The sequence below is a fragment of the Ekhidna sp. genome, from assembly GCF_039960695.1.
GTDB lineage: Bacteria > Bacteroidota > Bacteroidia > Cytophagales > Cyclobacteriaceae > Ekhidna.
On the sequence record NZ_JBDVKP010000011.1, the window covers coordinates 21,020 to 38,347 of the forward strand.

Annotated in this window: 19 protein-coding genes; 11 read left to right on the forward strand and 8 right to left on the reverse strand. The window is 39.1% G+C overall.

Annotated elements, in window-relative coordinates; translation table 11 throughout:
- The first annotated feature begins 42 nt into the window (after nt 1-42).
- From pckA to ABJG98_RS06525, 4 genes are all read left to right on the forward strand, one after another.
- Nucleotides 43-1,659 (forward strand): phosphoenolpyruvate carboxykinase (ATP), encoded by a 1,617-nt coding sequence (pckA, locus tag ABJG98_RS06510; protein ID WP_348278682.1) that lies wholly within the window; start codon nt 43-45, stop codon nt 1,657-1,659.
- Nucleotides 1,660-1,784: 125 nt separating this feature from the next.
- Nucleotides 1,785-2,315: a sigma-70 family RNA polymerase sigma factor gene (locus tag ABJG98_RS06515; RefSeq protein ID WP_348278683.1), complete on the forward strand. Its 531-nt coding sequence runs from the start codon at nt 1,785-1,787 to the stop codon at nt 2,313-2,315.
- Complete coding sequence (locus ABJG98_RS06520; RefSeq protein WP_348278684.1) at nt 2,305-2,838, forward strand: hypothetical protein; 534 nt, start codon at nt 2,305-2,307, stop codon at nt 2,836-2,838. Before ABJG98_RS06515 ends, ABJG98_RS06520 begins: the two co-directional genes overlap by 11 nt.
- On the forward strand, nt 2,804-4,099 hold the full coding sequence (locus ABJG98_RS06525; protein ID WP_348278685.1) for a hypothetical protein: 1,296 nt from the start codon (nt 2,804-2,806) through the stop codon (nt 4,097-4,099). The genes ABJG98_RS06520 and ABJG98_RS06525 overlap by 35 nt, the downstream gene beginning before the upstream one ends.
- On the opposite strand, the gene ABJG98_RS06530 is transcribed toward ABJG98_RS06525, so the two are convergent.
- Genes ABJG98_RS06530 through ABJG98_RS06550 form a run of 5 tightly spaced genes read right to left on the reverse strand, consistent with a single transcriptional unit; the run spans nt 4,100 to nt 8,553 of the window.
- Nucleotides 4,100-4,966: an FKBP-type peptidyl-prolyl cis-trans isomerase gene (locus ABJG98_RS06530; protein ID WP_348278686.1), complete on the reverse strand. Its 867-nt coding sequence runs from the start codon at nt 4,964-4,966 to the stop codon at nt 4,100-4,102. It lies immediately after the preceding gene.
- A 4-nt stretch (nt 4,967-4,970) separates the two neighbouring features.
- Complete coding sequence (locus ABJG98_RS06535; protein ID WP_348278687.1) at nt 4,971-6,281, reverse strand: nucleoside transporter C-terminal domain-containing protein; 1,311 nt, start codon at nt 6,279-6,281, stop codon at nt 4,971-4,973.
- Between the two features lies 1 nt (nt 6,282).
- Nucleotides 6,283-6,864: a bifunctional nuclease family protein gene (locus tag ABJG98_RS06540; protein WP_348278688.1), complete on the reverse strand. Its 582-nt coding sequence runs from the start codon at nt 6,862-6,864 to the stop codon at nt 6,283-6,285.
- Nucleotides 6,864-7,814, reverse strand: a complete 951-nt coding sequence (locus tag ABJG98_RS06545; RefSeq protein ID WP_348278689.1) for an electron transfer flavoprotein subunit alpha/FixB family protein — start codon at nt 7,812-7,814, stop codon at nt 6,864-6,866. The genes ABJG98_RS06540 and ABJG98_RS06545 overlap by 1 nt, the downstream gene beginning before the upstream one ends.
- Nucleotide 7,815: 1 nt before the next feature.
- Nucleotides 7,816-8,553: an electron transfer flavoprotein subunit beta/FixA family protein gene (locus ABJG98_RS06550; RefSeq protein WP_348278690.1), complete on the reverse strand. Its 738-nt coding sequence runs from the start codon at nt 8,551-8,553 to the stop codon at nt 7,816-7,818.
- A gap of 308 nt (nt 8,554-8,861) precedes the next feature.
- Here ABJG98_RS06550 and ABJG98_RS06555 point away from each other — a divergent pair, with 308 nt between their 5' ends.
- The 4 genes from ABJG98_RS06555 (at nt 8,862) to ABJG98_RS06570 (ending at nt 12,082) form a co-directional block, all read left to right on the forward strand.
- Nucleotides 8,862-9,614, forward strand: coding sequence for a M57 family metalloprotease (locus tag ABJG98_RS06555; RefSeq protein WP_348278691.1), 753 nt, complete (start codon nt 8,862-8,864; stop codon nt 9,612-9,614).
- Between the two features lie 238 nt (nt 9,615-9,852).
- Nucleotides 9,853-10,656, forward strand: a complete 804-nt coding sequence (locus ABJG98_RS06560; protein WP_348278692.1) for a helix-turn-helix transcriptional regulator — start codon at nt 9,853-9,855, stop codon at nt 10,654-10,656.
- Nucleotides 10,657-10,862: 206 nt separating this feature from the next.
- Nucleotides 10,863-11,834, forward strand: a complete 972-nt coding sequence (locus tag ABJG98_RS06565) for a YpdA family putative bacillithiol disulfide reductase (RefSeq protein WP_348278693.1) — start codon at nt 10,863-10,865, stop codon at nt 11,832-11,834.
- Complete coding sequence (locus tag ABJG98_RS06570) at nt 11,834-12,082, forward strand: SemiSWEET transporter (RefSeq protein ID WP_348278694.1); 249 nt, start codon at nt 11,834-11,836, stop codon at nt 12,080-12,082. The genes ABJG98_RS06565 and ABJG98_RS06570 overlap by 1 nt, the downstream gene beginning before the upstream one ends.
- On the opposite strand, the gene ABJG98_RS06575 is transcribed toward ABJG98_RS06570, so the two are convergent.
- Entirely contained in the window at nt 12,083-12,664 is a 582-nt protein-coding gene (locus ABJG98_RS06575; RefSeq protein ID WP_348278695.1) for a hypothetical protein, read from the reverse strand.
- Between the two features lie 111 nt (nt 12,665-12,775).
- Here ABJG98_RS06575 and ABJG98_RS06580 point away from each other — a divergent pair, with 111 nt between their 5' ends.
- Nucleotides 12,776-13,099 carry a tetratricopeptide repeat protein gene (locus ABJG98_RS06580; protein ID WP_348278696.1) on the forward strand — a complete coding sequence of 108 codons (324 nt, stop codon included), beginning with the start codon at nt 12,776-12,778 and terminating at the stop codon, nt 13,097-13,099.
- Nucleotides 13,100-13,114: 15 nt separating this feature from the next.
- Complete coding sequence (locus tag ABJG98_RS06585; RefSeq protein ID WP_348278697.1) at nt 13,115-13,696, forward strand: DUF1801 domain-containing protein; 582 nt, start codon at nt 13,115-13,117, stop codon at nt 13,694-13,696.
- Between the two features lie 61 nt (nt 13,697-13,757).
- Here the strand turns inward: ABJG98_RS06585 and ABJG98_RS06590 are convergent, their stop codons facing one another.
- Nucleotides 13,758-14,741 (reverse strand): zinc-binding dehydrogenase, encoded by a 984-nt coding sequence (locus ABJG98_RS06590; protein WP_348278698.1) that lies wholly within the window; start codon nt 14,739-14,741, stop codon nt 13,758-13,760.
- A gap of 47 nt (nt 14,742-14,788) precedes the next feature.
- The gene (gene dnaB, locus ABJG98_RS06595; RefSeq protein WP_348278699.1) at nt 14,789-16,312 is read right to left on the reverse strand and encodes a replicative DNA helicase; all 1,524 of its coding nucleotides are present in this window, start codon (nt 16,310-16,312) and stop codon (nt 14,789-14,791) included.
- A 166-nt stretch (nt 16,313-16,478) separates the two neighbouring features.
- Between dnaB and ABJG98_RS06600 the strand changes: the two genes are divergently transcribed.
- Nucleotides 16,479-17,282: a 3'-5' exonuclease gene (locus ABJG98_RS06600; protein WP_348278700.1), complete on the forward strand. Its 804-nt coding sequence runs from the start codon at nt 16,479-16,481 to the stop codon at nt 17,280-17,282.
- Nucleotides 17,283-17,328 lie beyond the last annotated feature (46 nt).

Consider the following 17,328-nt stretch of genomic DNA (forward strand, 5'->3'; position numbering starts at 1 on the left):
GGACACTCTCACCGATAATATTTGTAACCTCACAAAATAAAAATGCAAGAATACGGCGTAAAATCCAGCAAAAGTGATCTTTCAGATTTAGGAATCAAAGTAAAAGAAGCTCATTGGAATCTGAGTCAATCAGAACTCATTGAAGAAACACTAAAAAGTGGCGAGGGTGTTCTTACCTCAACTGGTGCTCTGATGTGTGACACTGGGAAATTTACCGGACGTTCACCTAAAGACAGATTTGTAGTAAAAGATGCCAAAACCGAAGATTCAGTCTGGTGGGGTAATATAAATATTCCATTCTCTGAGGAAAATTTTGACAACCTTTACCAAAAAATGGTAAAGTTTGTTGAAGACAAAAAAGTTTATGTTCGGGAAGCATATGCAGGTGCAGACAAGACGCATAGATTAAGAGTACGTGTAATCAATACCATGGCATGGCACAACTTGTTTGCTTACAATATGTTCCTGAGACCAGAGGCATATAAAGTCAAAGACTTTGATCCGAATTTCACCATTCTTTGCGTACCTGAATTTCAAGCAGATCCTGAAGTAGATGGCACACGTCAATCAAACTTTGCGATCATCAATTTCACCAAAAGAATGATACTGATTGGTGGTACCGCTTATTCAGGTGAAATGAAAAAAGGTATATTTTCGGTTCTTAATTACCTCCTACCGCATGAACAAAGTGTTCTCAGCATGCACTGTTCGGCAAATATGGGCATTGAAGAAAGAGATACTGCAATTTTCTTTGGACTATCAGGTACTGGTAAAACAACACTTTCTGCTGATCCAAATAGACTTCTCATTGGGGATGACGAACATGGCTGGACGGAGAAAAACGTTTTCAACTTCGAAGGCGGTTGCTATGCGAAGGTGATTGACCTAACAGAAGAAAAAGAGCCAGATATTTACAAAGCCATCCAATATGGAGCAATACTTGAGAATACAAGATTCAAAGATGGCACTCGAGAGGTTGATTATGAAAATTCCACAGTTACGGAAAATACAAGAGCATCATATCCACTGCACCATATCAGAAATGCAATGGAGCCGTCAATTGGTGGAATTCCTAAAAACATTTTCTTTTTGACGTGTGATGCATTTGGTGTAATACCTCCAATTCAGCGACTGAGCAAAGGACAAGCGATGTATCACTTCATCTCCGGTTACACGTCTAAAGTAGCTGGAACAGAAGCTGGAGTAACTGAACCGGAACCTGTGTTCTCTGCATGTTTCGGTGCACCTTTCCTACCGCTGCATCCAACAAAGTATGCAGAAATGTTGGGTGCTAAGATGGATAAGCATGAAGTAAATGTGTGGTTAGTCAATACTGGCTGGACTGGTGGTCCTTATGGCGTTGGAAGCAGAATAAGTTTGAAGTACACCCGAGCAATGATTACTGCAGCGCTAGGTGGTAAACTCAATAATGTGGGATATAGGAAGCACTCGATTTTTGGAGCTGAAATTCCAACTACCTGCCCGGATGTGCCAAGCGAGATTCTTAGCCCAAGAGAAACATGGAGAGATGATAAAGCATTCTACAAGAAAGCTAATGACCTTGCTTTGCGCTTTGTTGAGAACTTTAAGAAGTTTGAAGATTTCGCTAATGATGAAATAATGGCAGGTGCACCCAAACAAAACGAAAACTACAAATAATTGAAACTCTATTTCGTTGAAAACCCTGACCAAACAGTCAGGGTTTTTTTATGCTTAAAAAAAATTAACTTCATACAACCTTTATCATCCTTCCACATCCTACCTATAGAAAACACCAATTAACCGTGGCAGAAACCCATATAGTTTGGATAAATCAATTGAAGAAGGGGAACGAATTGGCAGCTTTCAACTTGTACAATAGCTACTCAAAGGCCATGTATAGCACGCTTACCAGAATGACGAGTGACACAGAGATTGCTAAAGATCTTCTACAGGAGGCATTTATAAAGGCATTCAAGAAGATTAACGATTTAGATGATCCAAAAGCTTTTGGTGGGTGGCTGAAACGAATAGTTGTAAACTTGGGCTTAGAGCATATTCGAAAAAAGAAATACAATTTCGAAGCTATTGAAGACCAATCTGACATAGAAAGTACAGAAATTGATGAATCATTAATAGACAATAAAACCCTGCATGAAGCAATCAAAGAGCTGCCGGGTGGATGCAGAACTGTGCTTTGCTTGCATCTCATGGAAGGTTACAAGCATAAGGAAATTGCTGATAAGCTGGATATATCAGAATCCACTTCTAAAACCCAGTATCGGCATGCAAAGAAATTATTAAAAACTAAACTTCAACATCACTATGAATATTGAAGATCTGATAAAGCAAAGAAAAGAGCAGTTGGATGTAGAAACACCTCCTACTGAAATGTGGGATAAAATCAAAAAGGACTGGAAGTCAGAGAAAAATTTTTCGTGGTGGAAGGTAGCAGCAGTTATTTTTATAGCAACCTCGCTAGGCCTTCTTTTACATAATATTTCCTTGCAAAATCAAGTAGAAGAGCTGGCTACCCTCGGGGACATCTCAGAAGAATATCGCTCGATTGAAAATTCTTATCTAACTCAAATAATTGCCTTAGAGTCAAGCATTGAGATAAATCAAGCCAGATCTCAAGATGATTTTAAATGGATTTTTGAAGAGCTCAATACACTCGAAGAGATCAATAGATTATACAGGAATGACATTGGAAAAATCAATGAAGATCAACTTGTGGGAGTCTTAATTGACTGTTACGAAAAGAAAATTCGATTACTCAGAAAACTAGAATTAGAAATACAAAGGACAAACAAATTCAAAGACGATGAAGAAACTAATAATCATAGCATTCGCATGTAGTTTACCAATAATATTATATGCAAATAATGATGGCGAGACCCGAACAGCCACAGTAAAAACAACAGTATCCGCTTCGGATGTGATTAATATTCAAGCAAAATATACTGAACTACTTGTTGAAACTTGGAATAAAAATGAAGTTCTAATTGAAGCCTCCATACGATTCGACGGGAAAATGACCAGTAAAATGCAATCCTTCTTGGACGACTTTGAGCAAACAGTAAATGATAATATCACCAAAGGCGCAGGTGAACTAAAAATTGATACTGATCTTGATCTCCCAAATAGAATTCAGATTGGGAGTAAAAACATTGGAATAAATATTTCATACGGTGACAAAGACTTGAAAGTAGTTTATAAGATCAAAGCTCCAGGCACCAATAAATACATCATTTCCAACTCATATGAAGATGTTCGCTTGGTAGGCAATTATGACAAAATGGAGTTCACTCAATACTCTGGAGAACTGGAGGCCGGGACTATCAAATCTGCTAAGATGAATATGAAATATGGATCTGCAAACATTGAAAGTTTAGGAAACGCAGACATGGAAATCTATGAACAAAAATTGGATATTAAGAACCTTGGGACCTTGGATCTAAACGCTAAATATTCAGATCTTGAATTAGAGAAGGTTGAAAAAATAGATGCGGTTTCATACGAATCAGATTTTGAGATTGGCTCCATTTACGAATTAAATGGAAACTTTAAATATGGAAAAATCAATATTTCAGGAAAACTGCAAAAGGCAAAATATGAGTTTTATGAAATGGATATTGAAGCTGATGAGATTGGAACTATGGTATCAGAGAATAGCAAATACAGCAAATTCGAATTTGGTAAAGCTGGCTCAATTGCATTTGATCAGTCCTATGAAGATGAGACAACTATTGGGAATTTAGGGACTTTCAGAAGTAAAAATTCTAAGTATGGAAAACATAAAATTGAACTTTTAGAGGGGAGCTTTGAGCTAAATGCATATGAAGATGACGTGGATATTGAAAAAATGGGAACCAATGTCACGGAAATTTCAGTAGATGGAAAGTACCTCAACACAACAATAGGTATAGGAAACGCATCTTTTATTCTAACGACCAATGTAAAATACGGGAAAGCTGAGTATGATGAATCGGAAGTTGATGTGAAACGCTACATCAAAGACAATGATCAACTAGAAGTAGAGGTGCACTCTAAGCGTAAATCTACAAATCCAATTCGCATATCGGTAAAAGGTTATGAGGTGGATGTAGTTTTAAACTAACTACTGAATAGCGTCTAATTCAATTTCGAAAGCAAGAATTGTATTTGGAGGTATTATGTTGCTTCCAGTCGTTCCATAACAATAACCGGAGGGTGAGTAAAATTTAATTTTACCACCTTCTTTCATTACAGGAATTATGATTTGCCATGCCCTGATAAGTCTTTGCAATTCAAAGGAAATTGGCTCACTGTTGCTATCAAACACTTCACCGTTTAGAAAATATCCTTTGTATGTAACGGATACGATATCATTGATGGTTGGAGAATCTCCACTGCCTTCCTCAATAATTGTATATCTAATTCCAGATTCGTGCGTCTGAAAATCGATGCTATTCTCAGTTAAATATTCATCAATAATTGATTCCTCAATGGCTTGCTGATCTGCTGCTGTTTTAATAATTGCCAGTAATTCAATTTCAAAAACTACAACTTCGTTGGGATCAACCAATGAATTACCTGATGCACCATACGCGTAGCCCGATGGTGAATAAATTGTGATCATACCATCTTCTTTAATTTCCGGAAGCATTAAAGCCCATGATCGTATAATGAATTGATCTAATTCAACGGTAAGACCTAGCGTGTCAAATAAGAATACATTTCCCTGCAAATCATAGCCAGTAAATTTCACTACAATGCGATCTCCTACAATCGGACTATCTCCAGAACCTTCATTATTAATGGCGTACCGAATGCCCGATTCATGTACTTCGGCCACAATGTTGTTATCTTCTAGATAATCATCAATAATCTGTATATCCAGTGCAAGTTGCTCTTCGTTAATCAAAGATGGATCAGGGTTATCTCCCAGGCATCCGCTCAACATTAGTGTGAATAAAATCGAAATTAGTAACAGTATATTTTTCATATTCTTATCCAAATAAAGCTCCTGCAATTGTTGCAGTCATCATAGTCGCCAAAGTTGCAGCCACTAAGGCTCTTAATCCTAATCTAGAGAGGTCTGCCTGTCTGGTAGGTGCCATGCCTCCTATACCACCAATCTGAATCGCTATTGAACTAAAGTTAGCAAAACCACATAGGGCATAGGTAGAGATGATAATTGATTTGTTAGAAAGTAGACCAGAAGATTTCATATCTGCAAGGCTTAAGTAAGCAACAAATTCATTTATCACTGTTTTCTGTCCAAGTAAGCTTCCAACTTTGATTGTTTCAGACCACTCAACTCCCATAATAAAGGCAAAAACTCTGAAAATCTGTCCTAAAATATATTGAAGTGAAAATCCATCAAACGCACCATCTGTGGATTGAATAACAAACTCATTAAGTCCTGTCCACTCACCAATTCCATCAACAAGTATCCAATTGATTGCAAAGATTACTGCGATAAATGCCAATAACATCCCTGCAATATTTAACGCAAGTTTAACTCCATCAGATGCTCCTCTAGCTAGTGCATCTACAAGGTTTACGCCAATATTTTCTTTGTTTACTTTCAGACTACTATCAATTTTCTCAGGCTCATTTTCCGGAAGGAATATTTTAGCCATGACAATTGCTGCTGGAGCATTCATAATAGAAGCACTCAAAAGATACGTAGCGAATATTTGTTGCTGCTCTGGATCTCCGCCTCCCAGGAATGAGACATAAGCCCCCAAAACGCTTCCGGCAATGGTTGCCATGCCTCCAGTCATCAAGCAATTCAGCTCTGAGTTGGTCATTTTTCCAATAAACGGACGAACTAAAAGTGGAGCTTCTGTTTGACCTAAAAAAATGTTACCTGCTGCCGATAGGCTTTCTGCTCCAGATAATCTCATTGTTTTAGCCATCAACCAGGCAAATCCATAAACAATCTTTTGAAGTAAACCGAGGTAATACAATCCCGCTGTAACTGCCGAAAAGAAAATAACTGTAGGAAGTGCTTGAAATACAAACAAGAATCCAAGACTATGTTTGGCATCTACTGCATCACTATTTTTTGCTAAGTCACCATAAAGAAACTCCGCTCCTTTAAGACCAAAGTTCAAAAACTTAACAAATCCGGCACTCATCCAGGAAAATAGTTGGTTGATAAAATCAACATTGGCAATCATCAAACCTATGGCTACTTGAATAGCAATTCCGATTCCAACGAGCCTAAAATCAATTTGCTTTCTGTTGCCAGATAGAGCCCAGGCAATGGCCACCAGTCCTATCAATCCAGCAATTCCTCTGATGTACTCCATGTTAGTTGCGCTTGTTTAGCACGTCCCTGATACGGGCAGCTTTCTCATAGTCTTCATTATCCAAAGCATCTGTTAGTAGCTTTTCCAGCTCACTAGATGAAAGATCATCAATGCTTTTGTTTTCTGACTTTGCCGGCTCTGCTTTTGCAATCTCTTCCTCATACTCATCTGTAAGCACAATACCCGCTTCTGTCATTATGCTTTCATTGGTATAAAAATCTACATTGAAGCGAAGACCAATTGCAATTGCATCTGAAGGTCTTGAATCGATCTCGAAGATTTTTCCATTCTGCTCACAGATTATGCGAGCAAAGAAAACTCCCTCTTTAAGATCAGAGATATAAACTTCTTTTATTTCAATATCAAAGTTATGCGAAAAGGCCTTGAAGAGATCATGAGTCATGGGACGATTCGGAACAATTTTCTCAATCTCAATGGCTATTGCCTGAGCTTCGAACATACCAATAATGATCGGTAGTCGTCTATTCCCACCGGATTCCCCTAAGACAAGTGCAAAAGAGCCTGACTGGGACTGACTTGAAGACAGTCCCAATATCTCTAGCTTTATTTTATCATCGGCCATTAACCCTGTGCCTTCTTAATTGCTTCAGTAAGTTTAGGAACCACGTCAAACGCATCCCCAACTACACCATAATCAGCTGCTTTGAAGAAAGGAGCCTCCGGATCTTTGTTGATCACCAAGATGTATTTTGAGGAGTTTACTCCAGCTAAATGCTGAATTGCTCCTGAGATTCCAATAGCAATATACAGAGATGGACTTACTTTAATGCCTGTTTGGCCCACGTGCTCGTGGTGAGGCCGCCAGTCCATATCTGATACCGGCTTGCTACAACCTGTGGCAGCTCCAAGTGTTTTTGCTAAATCCTCAATCATTCCCCAGTTTTCTGGCCCTTTCAAGCCCCTACCACCTGAAACTACAAGATCAGCTTCTGGTAATAGGATATCTCCTTCAGCCTTTTCGACTTTAGTTGTCTTTACACTGAAATCTGCATCATTGGTATTCGGTGAAAAAGCCACCACTTCAGCTGCACCACCGTCTTCTTTAATGGCTATTGCATTTTTCTTTATAATGATAATCTTCTTATCACCTTCCAGATTTGTGTTTGCAAATGCTTTTCCTGTATAGATGCTTTTCTTCACTGAATACCCTCCAGTCATATCAGGAAGGTCAGTGACGTTTGATGCAAGAGCTGCATCTACTTTAATAGATACTCTGGCAGATACTGGATCACCTAATGAGCTTTTTGCCATTACCAAAAGGTCAGCGCCTTCTTGGTTCATTGCTTCAGCAATTGCTGATGCGTATGCCATGATATTTGGAGAAGTTAATTTATCATCGGTGACATGAAGCACTTTATTTGCGCCTGCTTTTCCAATTTCATCTATATCTGACACCTGGCCAAATACAAGTGCAGTCACTTCGCCACCAGCAGCGTGTGCATAGCTGACAGCTTCAAGCGATGATTTCTTAATTTTTCCTTCGTCGGTTTCTACAAATGCTAATGCTGCCATGTTAAATAACTTTTGCTTCGTTTTTCAATAAATTAACTAGTTCGTCCATATTGTCTGGGTCTACCAACTTCACATCTCCTTTGGCTGGTGGCAACTCAAACTTACTTACCTTGGTTTTTGGTGTATCTCCTGTTGGATCCTTTACTTCCAAAGGTTTTGTCCGCGCACTCATAATACCCCTCATATTTGGTATCTTCCACTCAGCAATTGGTTCCTGACACCCGGCAACAAAAGGAAGTGGCAGTTCCATATACTCTTTGCCTCCTTCTATCTCCCGTGAAATTTTTGCTGTACTTCCTTCAATATCCAACGTCATCACTGGAGAAATAGAAGGCATCCCTAGTAGTTCTCCTACCATTCCATGAACCTGCCCCCCATTAAAGTCAATGGATTCGCGTCCCATTAGAATAAGGTCGTATCCTCCGTCCTTGGCAACAGCAGCAATCTGCTTAGAAACAAAAAGAGCATCTTCAGGAAATGCATTGATACGAATTGCGTCATCAGCTCCAATTGCTAATGCTTTTCGAATGGTCGGTTCAGTTTCAGCTTCACCAACATTTAAGACAGTGATGCTACCACTAGATTGTTCCTTCAATTCCACAGCTCTAGCTAATGCATAGTCATCATAAGGACCAATGATGAATTGAACGCCATTCTTATCGAATTTTGTTTCACCATCTGTGAATGCTATGCGCGAGGTGGTATCCGGCACATGCGTAATACAAACTAAAATTTTCATTTATCTATAGAGTGTTTTATAAGAAACAAGCGAGAAGCGAATCGGTTCAGCCCCTCATTTTTTCGAACCTCGAAGTTAGCAATTATGGTGAATTTGGGAAGCCTCAAAACGGGCCTTTTATTGAATTTAAATAATGAAAAAGATCAGAGCAATTCTTTACTTGACAAAACCAGTATATAGAAATATTTTCTTTCATAATGGTTTTATCTCTCGAAACAATTTTTTAAATTGGTTTTAAGAACCAAATATTATTTAATTATGAGAAGATTAAACATGATGGGCGTATTCGCCCTATTGGTAGGATTGCTATGGTCTTCCAAGAAAATTCCGAAAACCAAACACCTGAGCTTGAAGAAATCCCATCTGGGGTATTAGCAAAGATTGCGGATTTAGGCTTCAATGCAACTGAAGTTAAAATGTACAAAGGAGAACTGATTATTGAAGGTGATATTCGTATCACTTTAGATGAGTTAGATCAAATGTCTCCTGGTAACAGCCTACCTGTTGAAGAACATTATCACACGGACAACCTTGTAACCGGAACACCTCGAACAATCAATGTTTATGTGAATATGCCTCAGAAGTATCGAGATGCTACGGACATTGCTATTACTCGTTACAATACTGAGGGTTTGAATCTTACTTTTAATCGAGTAGGCAGTTCAGGTCAAGCTGATATTATAATACGAGCTTCGCCTTGGTATTACTATTTCTTTGGTATTCTTGGGTCAGCAGGTTTTCCATCCAGCGGCAATCCACATGGAACCATACTTATGACAAGGGCATATTATGACAATGTCTCTAACATCAATGGACTTGCTACTACAATCGCTCATGAAATGGGCCATTGTATAGGATTCCGACATACGGACTACATGGATAGAAGCTATAGCTGTGGAGGCTCCTCAGATAATGAGGGTGATGGAGGTGTTGGAGCCAATCATATTCCTGGCACACCAACTGGACCTAGTGCTAGCAGTTGGATGCTAGCATGTGGTAGCCCAGAGGGCGATCGACCATTTACAGCTGATGATAAAACTGCTTTAGGCTATGTCTACTAATCTGAAATATTCACACTCGGTTAGTTAATTGTTGAGGTGCGGAGAAATTCGCACCTTTTTTATATAGAAATCTAAATTCTCAAATAGGAAATCAAAATAGATCTGATGTGATGGTTTTTTCTTGGTAGGAACAGTTCAGTTTAATATGACGGGTAAATGACGGGTATATTGTGATTAGTTTTCTTGTAGAGCATTTACCATTGTGCATAGAATTGCTTCAAAAAAACGAATGGAAGACATGAGACAACCCGAACTCGGAAAAAGACTAACAGAACTACGGCAGCAAAAAAGCTTGACGCAGGAAGAACTTGTAGAAGCATGCAATGTGAGTGTTCGAACAATTCAGCGCATAGAATCTGGTGAAGTGACTCCAAGGACTTCAACAATAAAAATACTATTGACAGCACTGAACGAGGATTTTGAGAATTTTAAAAATTCAGTTGAAGTCAACAAATCTGAAGACTATTTAAGATCAACAGAAACATGGCTTCAAGTGGCCTGGATATGTGGAATTGCTTATTTTGTCTTGGGATTTCTTGATGCTATTCTGGAATACGAGCGTTTTGAAAACCTGTATGAAGTTGAATCTGTACCGTTCTATATTACAGTCAAAATCTTTTACTTTATTTTCTATGCTCTATTCATTTATGGATTTGTTAAACTAGGAGACTATTTTTTAAATTATTTGCTCAAGATTACAGCCTTTATGCTCATAGGCTTATTTTCGATCTGGACCTTCTTCGATATTTTCACTATCTATTATAGCATGAGCGATGAAAATTTGATCTCATTAGGAGCTGGTGAATCCATTTGCTATGGCGCGCTAACCATTGTTTTTGGAATCGGGCTGATGAGACTTCAGGATGGCATGGGCCAATTAGCTAAAATTGCCGGTTTGCTCGAAATAGTTGCAGGATCTTTTTTCGCAATCGTAATACTATTCTTTCTTGGATATCTAATGCTAGTTCCTGCTACAATCATAGAGATCATCCTACTCTATAAAGGCTTTGAGTTTATCAAATCCGAACGTCTAAAAGGCTGAGTCACATGAAAATATCAAGTTTTTTACCTGGCCTAATCGACATGAATTTTTGGTTGGGATACAATTCCAAAGGTTGTGCTAAATGCCAAATTCGAGGGGGTTGAAAAACCCAAACTGCAGCTGAGAGATTAGCTTCATAACTCCAATTGCAAATGCTTTTTAAAAAATCAATCGATGAAAACAACTCTTAGATTTACCTTCGCAGAATGAGCGAAAAAGTAGATGTTATGATTGTTGGTGCAGGTCCAATTGGACTTGCGTGTGGCATCAAAGCAGAAAAGACCGGTTTATCTTACGTCATTGTTGATAAAGGTTGTCTTGTAAATTCACTTTACAATTATCCAAGCAATATGACTTTCTTTTCCACTTCTGATCGACTGGAGATCGGTGGTGTTCCTTTCATTTCGCATAACCCTAAGCCAACCAGACCAGAAGCATTGGAGTATTACCGGAGAGTAGCCTCCTCCTGGAATCTTAATACCAGACTTTATGAACAGATAGAGCTTGTGAATAAACAACAGGAGAGTTTTAACATAAAGTCAAGTAAACAAACCTACTCGGCTAAAAGCATAATCATTGCAACAGGATTTTATGATCTCCCCTACTTACTTAATGTTCCAGGAGAAGATTTATCAAAGGTGAAACACTACTATGATGAGCCTCATCCGTACTTCGATATGAATGTAGTTGTCGTTGGAGCTGCCAACTCATCAGTAGACGTGGCGCTTGAGGTCTATAGAAAAGGGGCAAAAAGTGTAACCATGGTTATCAGGGAGGAAGAAATTAGCCCCAGAGTGAAGTATTGGGTGCGACCAGACATAGATAATAGAATCAAAGAAGGTTCCATAAAAGCCTACTTTGAAAGCAACATTACCAAGATCACCGAGCAATCGGTCGATGTGATGACGCCAGATGGAGGTATTACCATTCCCAACGATTTTGTATTAGCTATGACCGGTTACCAACCAAATTTTTCATTTCTTGAGCGCATAGGAATTGAAATTGGTGATGATGAATTCAAAACTCCTGTATATGACGAAACTACTATGGAAACGAATGTATCCGGCGTTTATTTGGCTGGAGTAATCTGTGGTGGTTTAAAAACGAATGCCTGGTTTATTGAAAACTCACGCGAACATGCAGAGTTAATTATTAATCACATTTCTAAAAGACCGTGATGGAACAATATATAGGCTTCATTGCAGCTTTTCTCACAACTATTTCTTTTGCACCTCAGGCACTCAAAACAATTCGAACAAAAAATACAGAAGGAATCTCTCTTGTGATGTACATATTGTTTACTTCAGGAATATTCTGTTGGCTGATTTATGGTTTATATCTTGATGATTTACCAATTATTCTAGCAAATTCAATCACACTCATACTCTCAGCTACTATTTTGATTATGAAAGTCAAATACCGCTAACTATCCCCTCACTGTTCCTCTTAATACACTGATGTTCTGGTTATATGGATTTCCGTTGGTTCGCCTAATCGAGATAATTTGTCCTACATGATTAATGGCATCTGCTACAGGTCCATTGAGTAAATTCCAAAACGGAAACTCACCACCAGAACCAAATATCATATCATACTTAGCAAGATCAGCGCCTGATGACGTTTTGAGTTTTTCACTAGCCATTCTGATATTCTCCAATGTTAAATTTCTTTTCTCCTGGTAAGACATTCCTTCTATATCCACACCTTCAAACGATTTTTCATTCACCGCATTTAAAAGAATCTGAGTCAATGAAACAATATGATCAATTGTCTCTTCGATGGTTCGAGCCTCTTCACTCGGTTTAAAGGCTAAATCTCCAGAATTCAAACCTTCTGTGGCCCAATAATATCGAAAGCCCAATCCATCCACTACCCTGGCTGCAACATTGCCCGCAGTATATTCTTTTGGATTATCAGGGATTTCATAATAGTAATCTTCTTTATTGCCCTGACCCAAAGCTGACTCCAAAAAGATCAAAAGTAGCGTGCAGATAAATATTGATTTCATTTGATAAACTTAACTCATGTCAATCAATATGTTATTCAATGAACATGTTTGAATGAAAATGAACTTTTAAATCTTCAAGCGGAGCTCTTTTGTATTTATTAGATTCGTATCATGAATAATGAGCGAATAAAATTGCTTGAAGAATACATTTCAGAGGAGCCATCCAATCCATTCAATAAGTATGCGCTTGCAATGGAATTTTACGAAAGTCAGCCAGAGAAATCACTCGATATTCTTAAGCTTCTTCTCACAGAACATCCCACCTATCTTCCATCCTACTTTAAGGCTGCTCATTTACTGTGGGATAATGAGTGTTGGGACGATGCAGATTCAGTATTTCGAAAGGGTATTGATTTAGCGGCAGAGCTAGAGGATAAAAAAGCTTTACATGAATTGAAATCTACATACCAGAATTTTCAACTTGAGAGAGATTAAATTTAAGCTATGAAAATGGCCAAATCTCCTGAGGAATACTTCGCGTCTGTACCCGAACATCAAGCTATCCTTGAAAAACTCCGATCAATCCTTCTTTCTTCAGAGCTGGAGGAGAAAATGAAATGGGGTATACCTACCTATTGCTTAGAAAATAAAAATGTAGCTGGGATTGGTGCATTTAAGACGTACGCTGGAATTTGGTTTTTCAATGGTGTGTTTCTTAAAGATGAAACGAACGTTCTCATCAATGCACAGGAAGGCAAAACAAAAGGAATGCGTCAGTGGCGATTTGAATCACTAAAAGACATAGATGAACAATTGGTCAAGTCTTACATAGAAGAAGCCATTCAAAACCAAAAGGAGGGTAAGGAAATTAAGCCAGAGAAAAAGTCATTAGTCATACCTGATGAATTGAAAGAGGCACTAGCTTCGAATAGTCATCTTTCAGAAACGTTTGAATCGCTTTCTCTCTCTTGCAAGCGCGAATACGCTGAATACATCGAAGAAGCAAAACGTGAAGAAACTAAGCAAAAACGCTTAGTGAAAATAATCCCGATGATCATGGAAAAGGTTGGGTTAAATGATAAGTACAAGTAGCCTTCCTAATAGAATTTGAACCCCCTTCTCGTTCTAATCACATGTAAGTGTAGCTTTATAACTAACCAAACTTTACTACTATCTTCCCAAATGAATCTGGCTCCTTGAATCTATCAAAGGCGAGTAGGTAATTATCCAGATCAAATACCTTATCTACTGTTGGTCTTATTTGATATTTAGTGATCCATTCCAGCATTTCTGTAAACTCATCGTCACTGCCCATAGTAGACCCCATGATTTGAGCTTGTGACCAGAATAATCGGAATACATCTAATTTCTCAGGGTGACCAGTTGTACTCCCATACATCACAATACGACCTGAAGGTTTGATGATTTTCAAGTAGTTGTTTAATTGATTCCCCCCGGCACTATCGATAATGGAGTCAAATCCTCCCAAAGCTACAGCGGCCTTATACCATTTCTCATCACGATAGTTGAATCCGCCTTTGACTCCCATTTCTTTCACTCGCTCAATCTTGTCTTCATTCCCACTTGTTACATAAACTTCTGCTCCTGATGCGACAGCAAAAGCAATCGCAAATTGACTTACTCCACCCCCAGCACCCGTAACAAGTACCCTTTTTTGGGCATTTACAGCTCCTTTATTTATAGTAGCTCTAAAAGCTGTAAGTCCAGCAAGTGGCAATGCGGCTGCCTCGTTATTAGTTAGATGAACAGGTTTTTTGTGCAAGCGGTGTGTTGGTACCTTGATGTATTCAGCTAGTGTTCCATTGGTCGGCATTCCCAAAACACTGTACTTATCTGACTGAACTTCCGGGTTGTCTCCCCACGCTACATTTGGGTTAATAATCACTTCTTTTCCCTTCCACTCAACAGGTCCTTCCTCTACCACGCCGCAACCATCGGAACCAAGCACTGTTCCAAATTGAATGCCTGGATACATACCTTCTCTGATCCATTGATCTCTACGGTTAAGAGCCGCCGCTGAAAGTTTTACCAGGCACTCATCTCCAGAAATTTCAGGTTTTGATATATCTGCTAATTGTATCGGTTCCGATTCTTGTGTAATCGTGATTGCTTTCATTAATCTAGAAGGGTATAAATCTCGAATTGTGAGTACAGAACTTAATTCTAAAAAGGAGTTTCATCGTCACCTTCTTCATTAGCCTTGCTTGGCAAAGTGATTGTGAAGTCTGAATTAGAAGGACCAGAAGTCGGGAAAGAACCAAATCCATTTCCTTGATCTCCATCCCAGTCTGTAAACTTGGTGAATTTTCCAATGAACTTGAGATTGACTGTATCCAGGGATCCATTTCTATGTTTCGCAATGATCACTTCTCCCAGGCCTTGCAGTGGCATCCCTGACTCGTCAGTATCTAAACCATAGTATTCTGGTCGGTAAAGGAACATTACCATATCTGCATCTTGCTCAATCGATCCTGATTCCCTCAAATCCGAAAGCTGTGGTCGCTTATCTCCTCCTCTGGTTTCTACTGCTCTACTCAACTGTGACAGAGCCAATACTGGCACATTAAGCTCTTTGGCTATTCCCTTCAAGGCTCTTGAGATTGAAGCAATTTCCTGCTCTCTATTTCCGCCGCCCTTGCTACTGTCTCCGCTCATTAGCTGGAGGTAGTCTATGATGATTAGTTTCACCCCATGCTGCGCTGCAAGTCTTCGACACTTGGCCCTTAGTTCCAGAATACTAAGTGCTGGTGTATCATCGATGAAGATCGGAGCCTCTGAGAGTTTGCGGGTTTTGTGAATCATTTGTTCCCACTCATAGTCAGCCAAATCACCTTTTTTAATTTTTTCACTCGGCAGCTCTGCTTCTGAAGAAATTAAACGATTGACCAACTGAACGGACGACATTTCAAGCGAGAAAATGGCTACAGGTGTATTGAAGTCTATGGCAGCATTTCTTAAAGCTGAAACCACAAAAGCTGTTTTACCCATACCTGGACGAGCGGCGATAATGACAAGGTCTGAAGGCTGCCAACCTGAGGTTACTCGATCCAAGGCAGAGAATCCACTTGGTACTCCAGTAAGACCATCCTTTCGATCTTTTCTTATCTGAATTTCATCAATGGCTTGATGCATCAGAGAACTCATCTTATCATAGTTCTTTCGGATATGAGATTCTGATACATCAAATAGTGATTGTTCTGCACGATCCAATAACTTAAATACATCGATAGTGTCTTCGTAAGCATCTTTCTGAATCTCCGATGAGATACGTATAAGCTCGCGCTTGATGGACTGCTCAGCAATAATCCTGGCATGATACTCGATGTTTGCAGCAGAGTTTACCTTGGTGGTTAGTTCTGCAACAAAGTGAGCTCCGCCCACTACTTCTAGCTTGGCCACCTTTCTCAGCTCATGCGTTACCGTTTTTATATCTATCGGCTGACTATCATTGAATAGCGTAACAATTGCGGCGTAGATTTCCTGATGTGCATCTTTGTAAAAACTCTCAGGATGTAAAATATCAATGACATTGGAAAGGGCATCTCTTTCAAGCATCAAAGCTCCGAGAACCGCTTCTTCTATTTCCACAGCTTGCGGTGGAAGTTTTCCTAAATGTTCGGTAACTGTGGAAAGACCTATTCGTCGGCTTTTAACGGATGTAGTAGATGATTGCTTGGCTCCTTCCATTCAGGGTGTGATTATAGCGTTTGATTGGCAACACAAACTTAGCTTGACATTGTCCGTCAAGCCTAGAAGTATTCCACAATTTTCTCTCCACTTATCCACAACGAATATTCAGTCCCTTTGGTGCTTTATACTATCTTTGATCGCTCACCATTTTAAACTCAACATTTTGTTTAAACTCAATCTTAAAAATCCTTTGGTAGTCTTCGATTTAGAAACTACCGGAACAACTATTTCTCAAGACCGAATCGTCGAAATGGCTATGGTCAAAATCATGCCTGATGGTACCGTCGATGAAAAGTGCAGAAAGATCAATCCAACGATTCCAATACCACTTGAAACCAGCCTGATTCACGGCATTTATGATGAAGATGTAAAAGACGAGCCTACGTTTGCACAAGTTGCTAAATCGCTAGCTCAATACCTGGAGGGTTGCGATTTGTCCGGCTTCAATGTGCTTGGTTTTGACGTTCCTATGCTAGTAGAAGAGTTTCTCCGAGCAAACGTTGATTTTGATACAGAGAACCGCAAGATCGTAGATGCACAAAAGATTTTTCACCTGATGGAAAAACGAAATCTTACAGCTGCGTACAAATTCTACTGCGGTAAAGATTTAGAAAATGCTCACTCTGCCTTAGCCGATACAAAAGCGACTCATGAAGTACTTGTATCTCAGATTGAAAGGTATGAGGGTCAGGATGCTTTTGACACTTTAGGAAAAAAACTTGCTACTATTGAGAATGACATGGGTGCATTGCATGAACTCACAACCTCTTCTCGCGTGGATTTCGCAGGACGCATGATCTATAAGGATGGGATCGAAGTGTTCAATTTCGGGAAGCATCGAGGGAAACCTGTCAGGGAAATTCTAAAGAAAGAGCCCAGTTTTTATGATTGGATAATGAAAGGAGACTTCCCATTAGACACAAAAAGAAAGCTTACCAAGATAAAGTTGAGTGGGTTTAATCAATAGAATGATTAAGTTTAGATAGTTCTAAAGCTAATCTTATCGAATCACT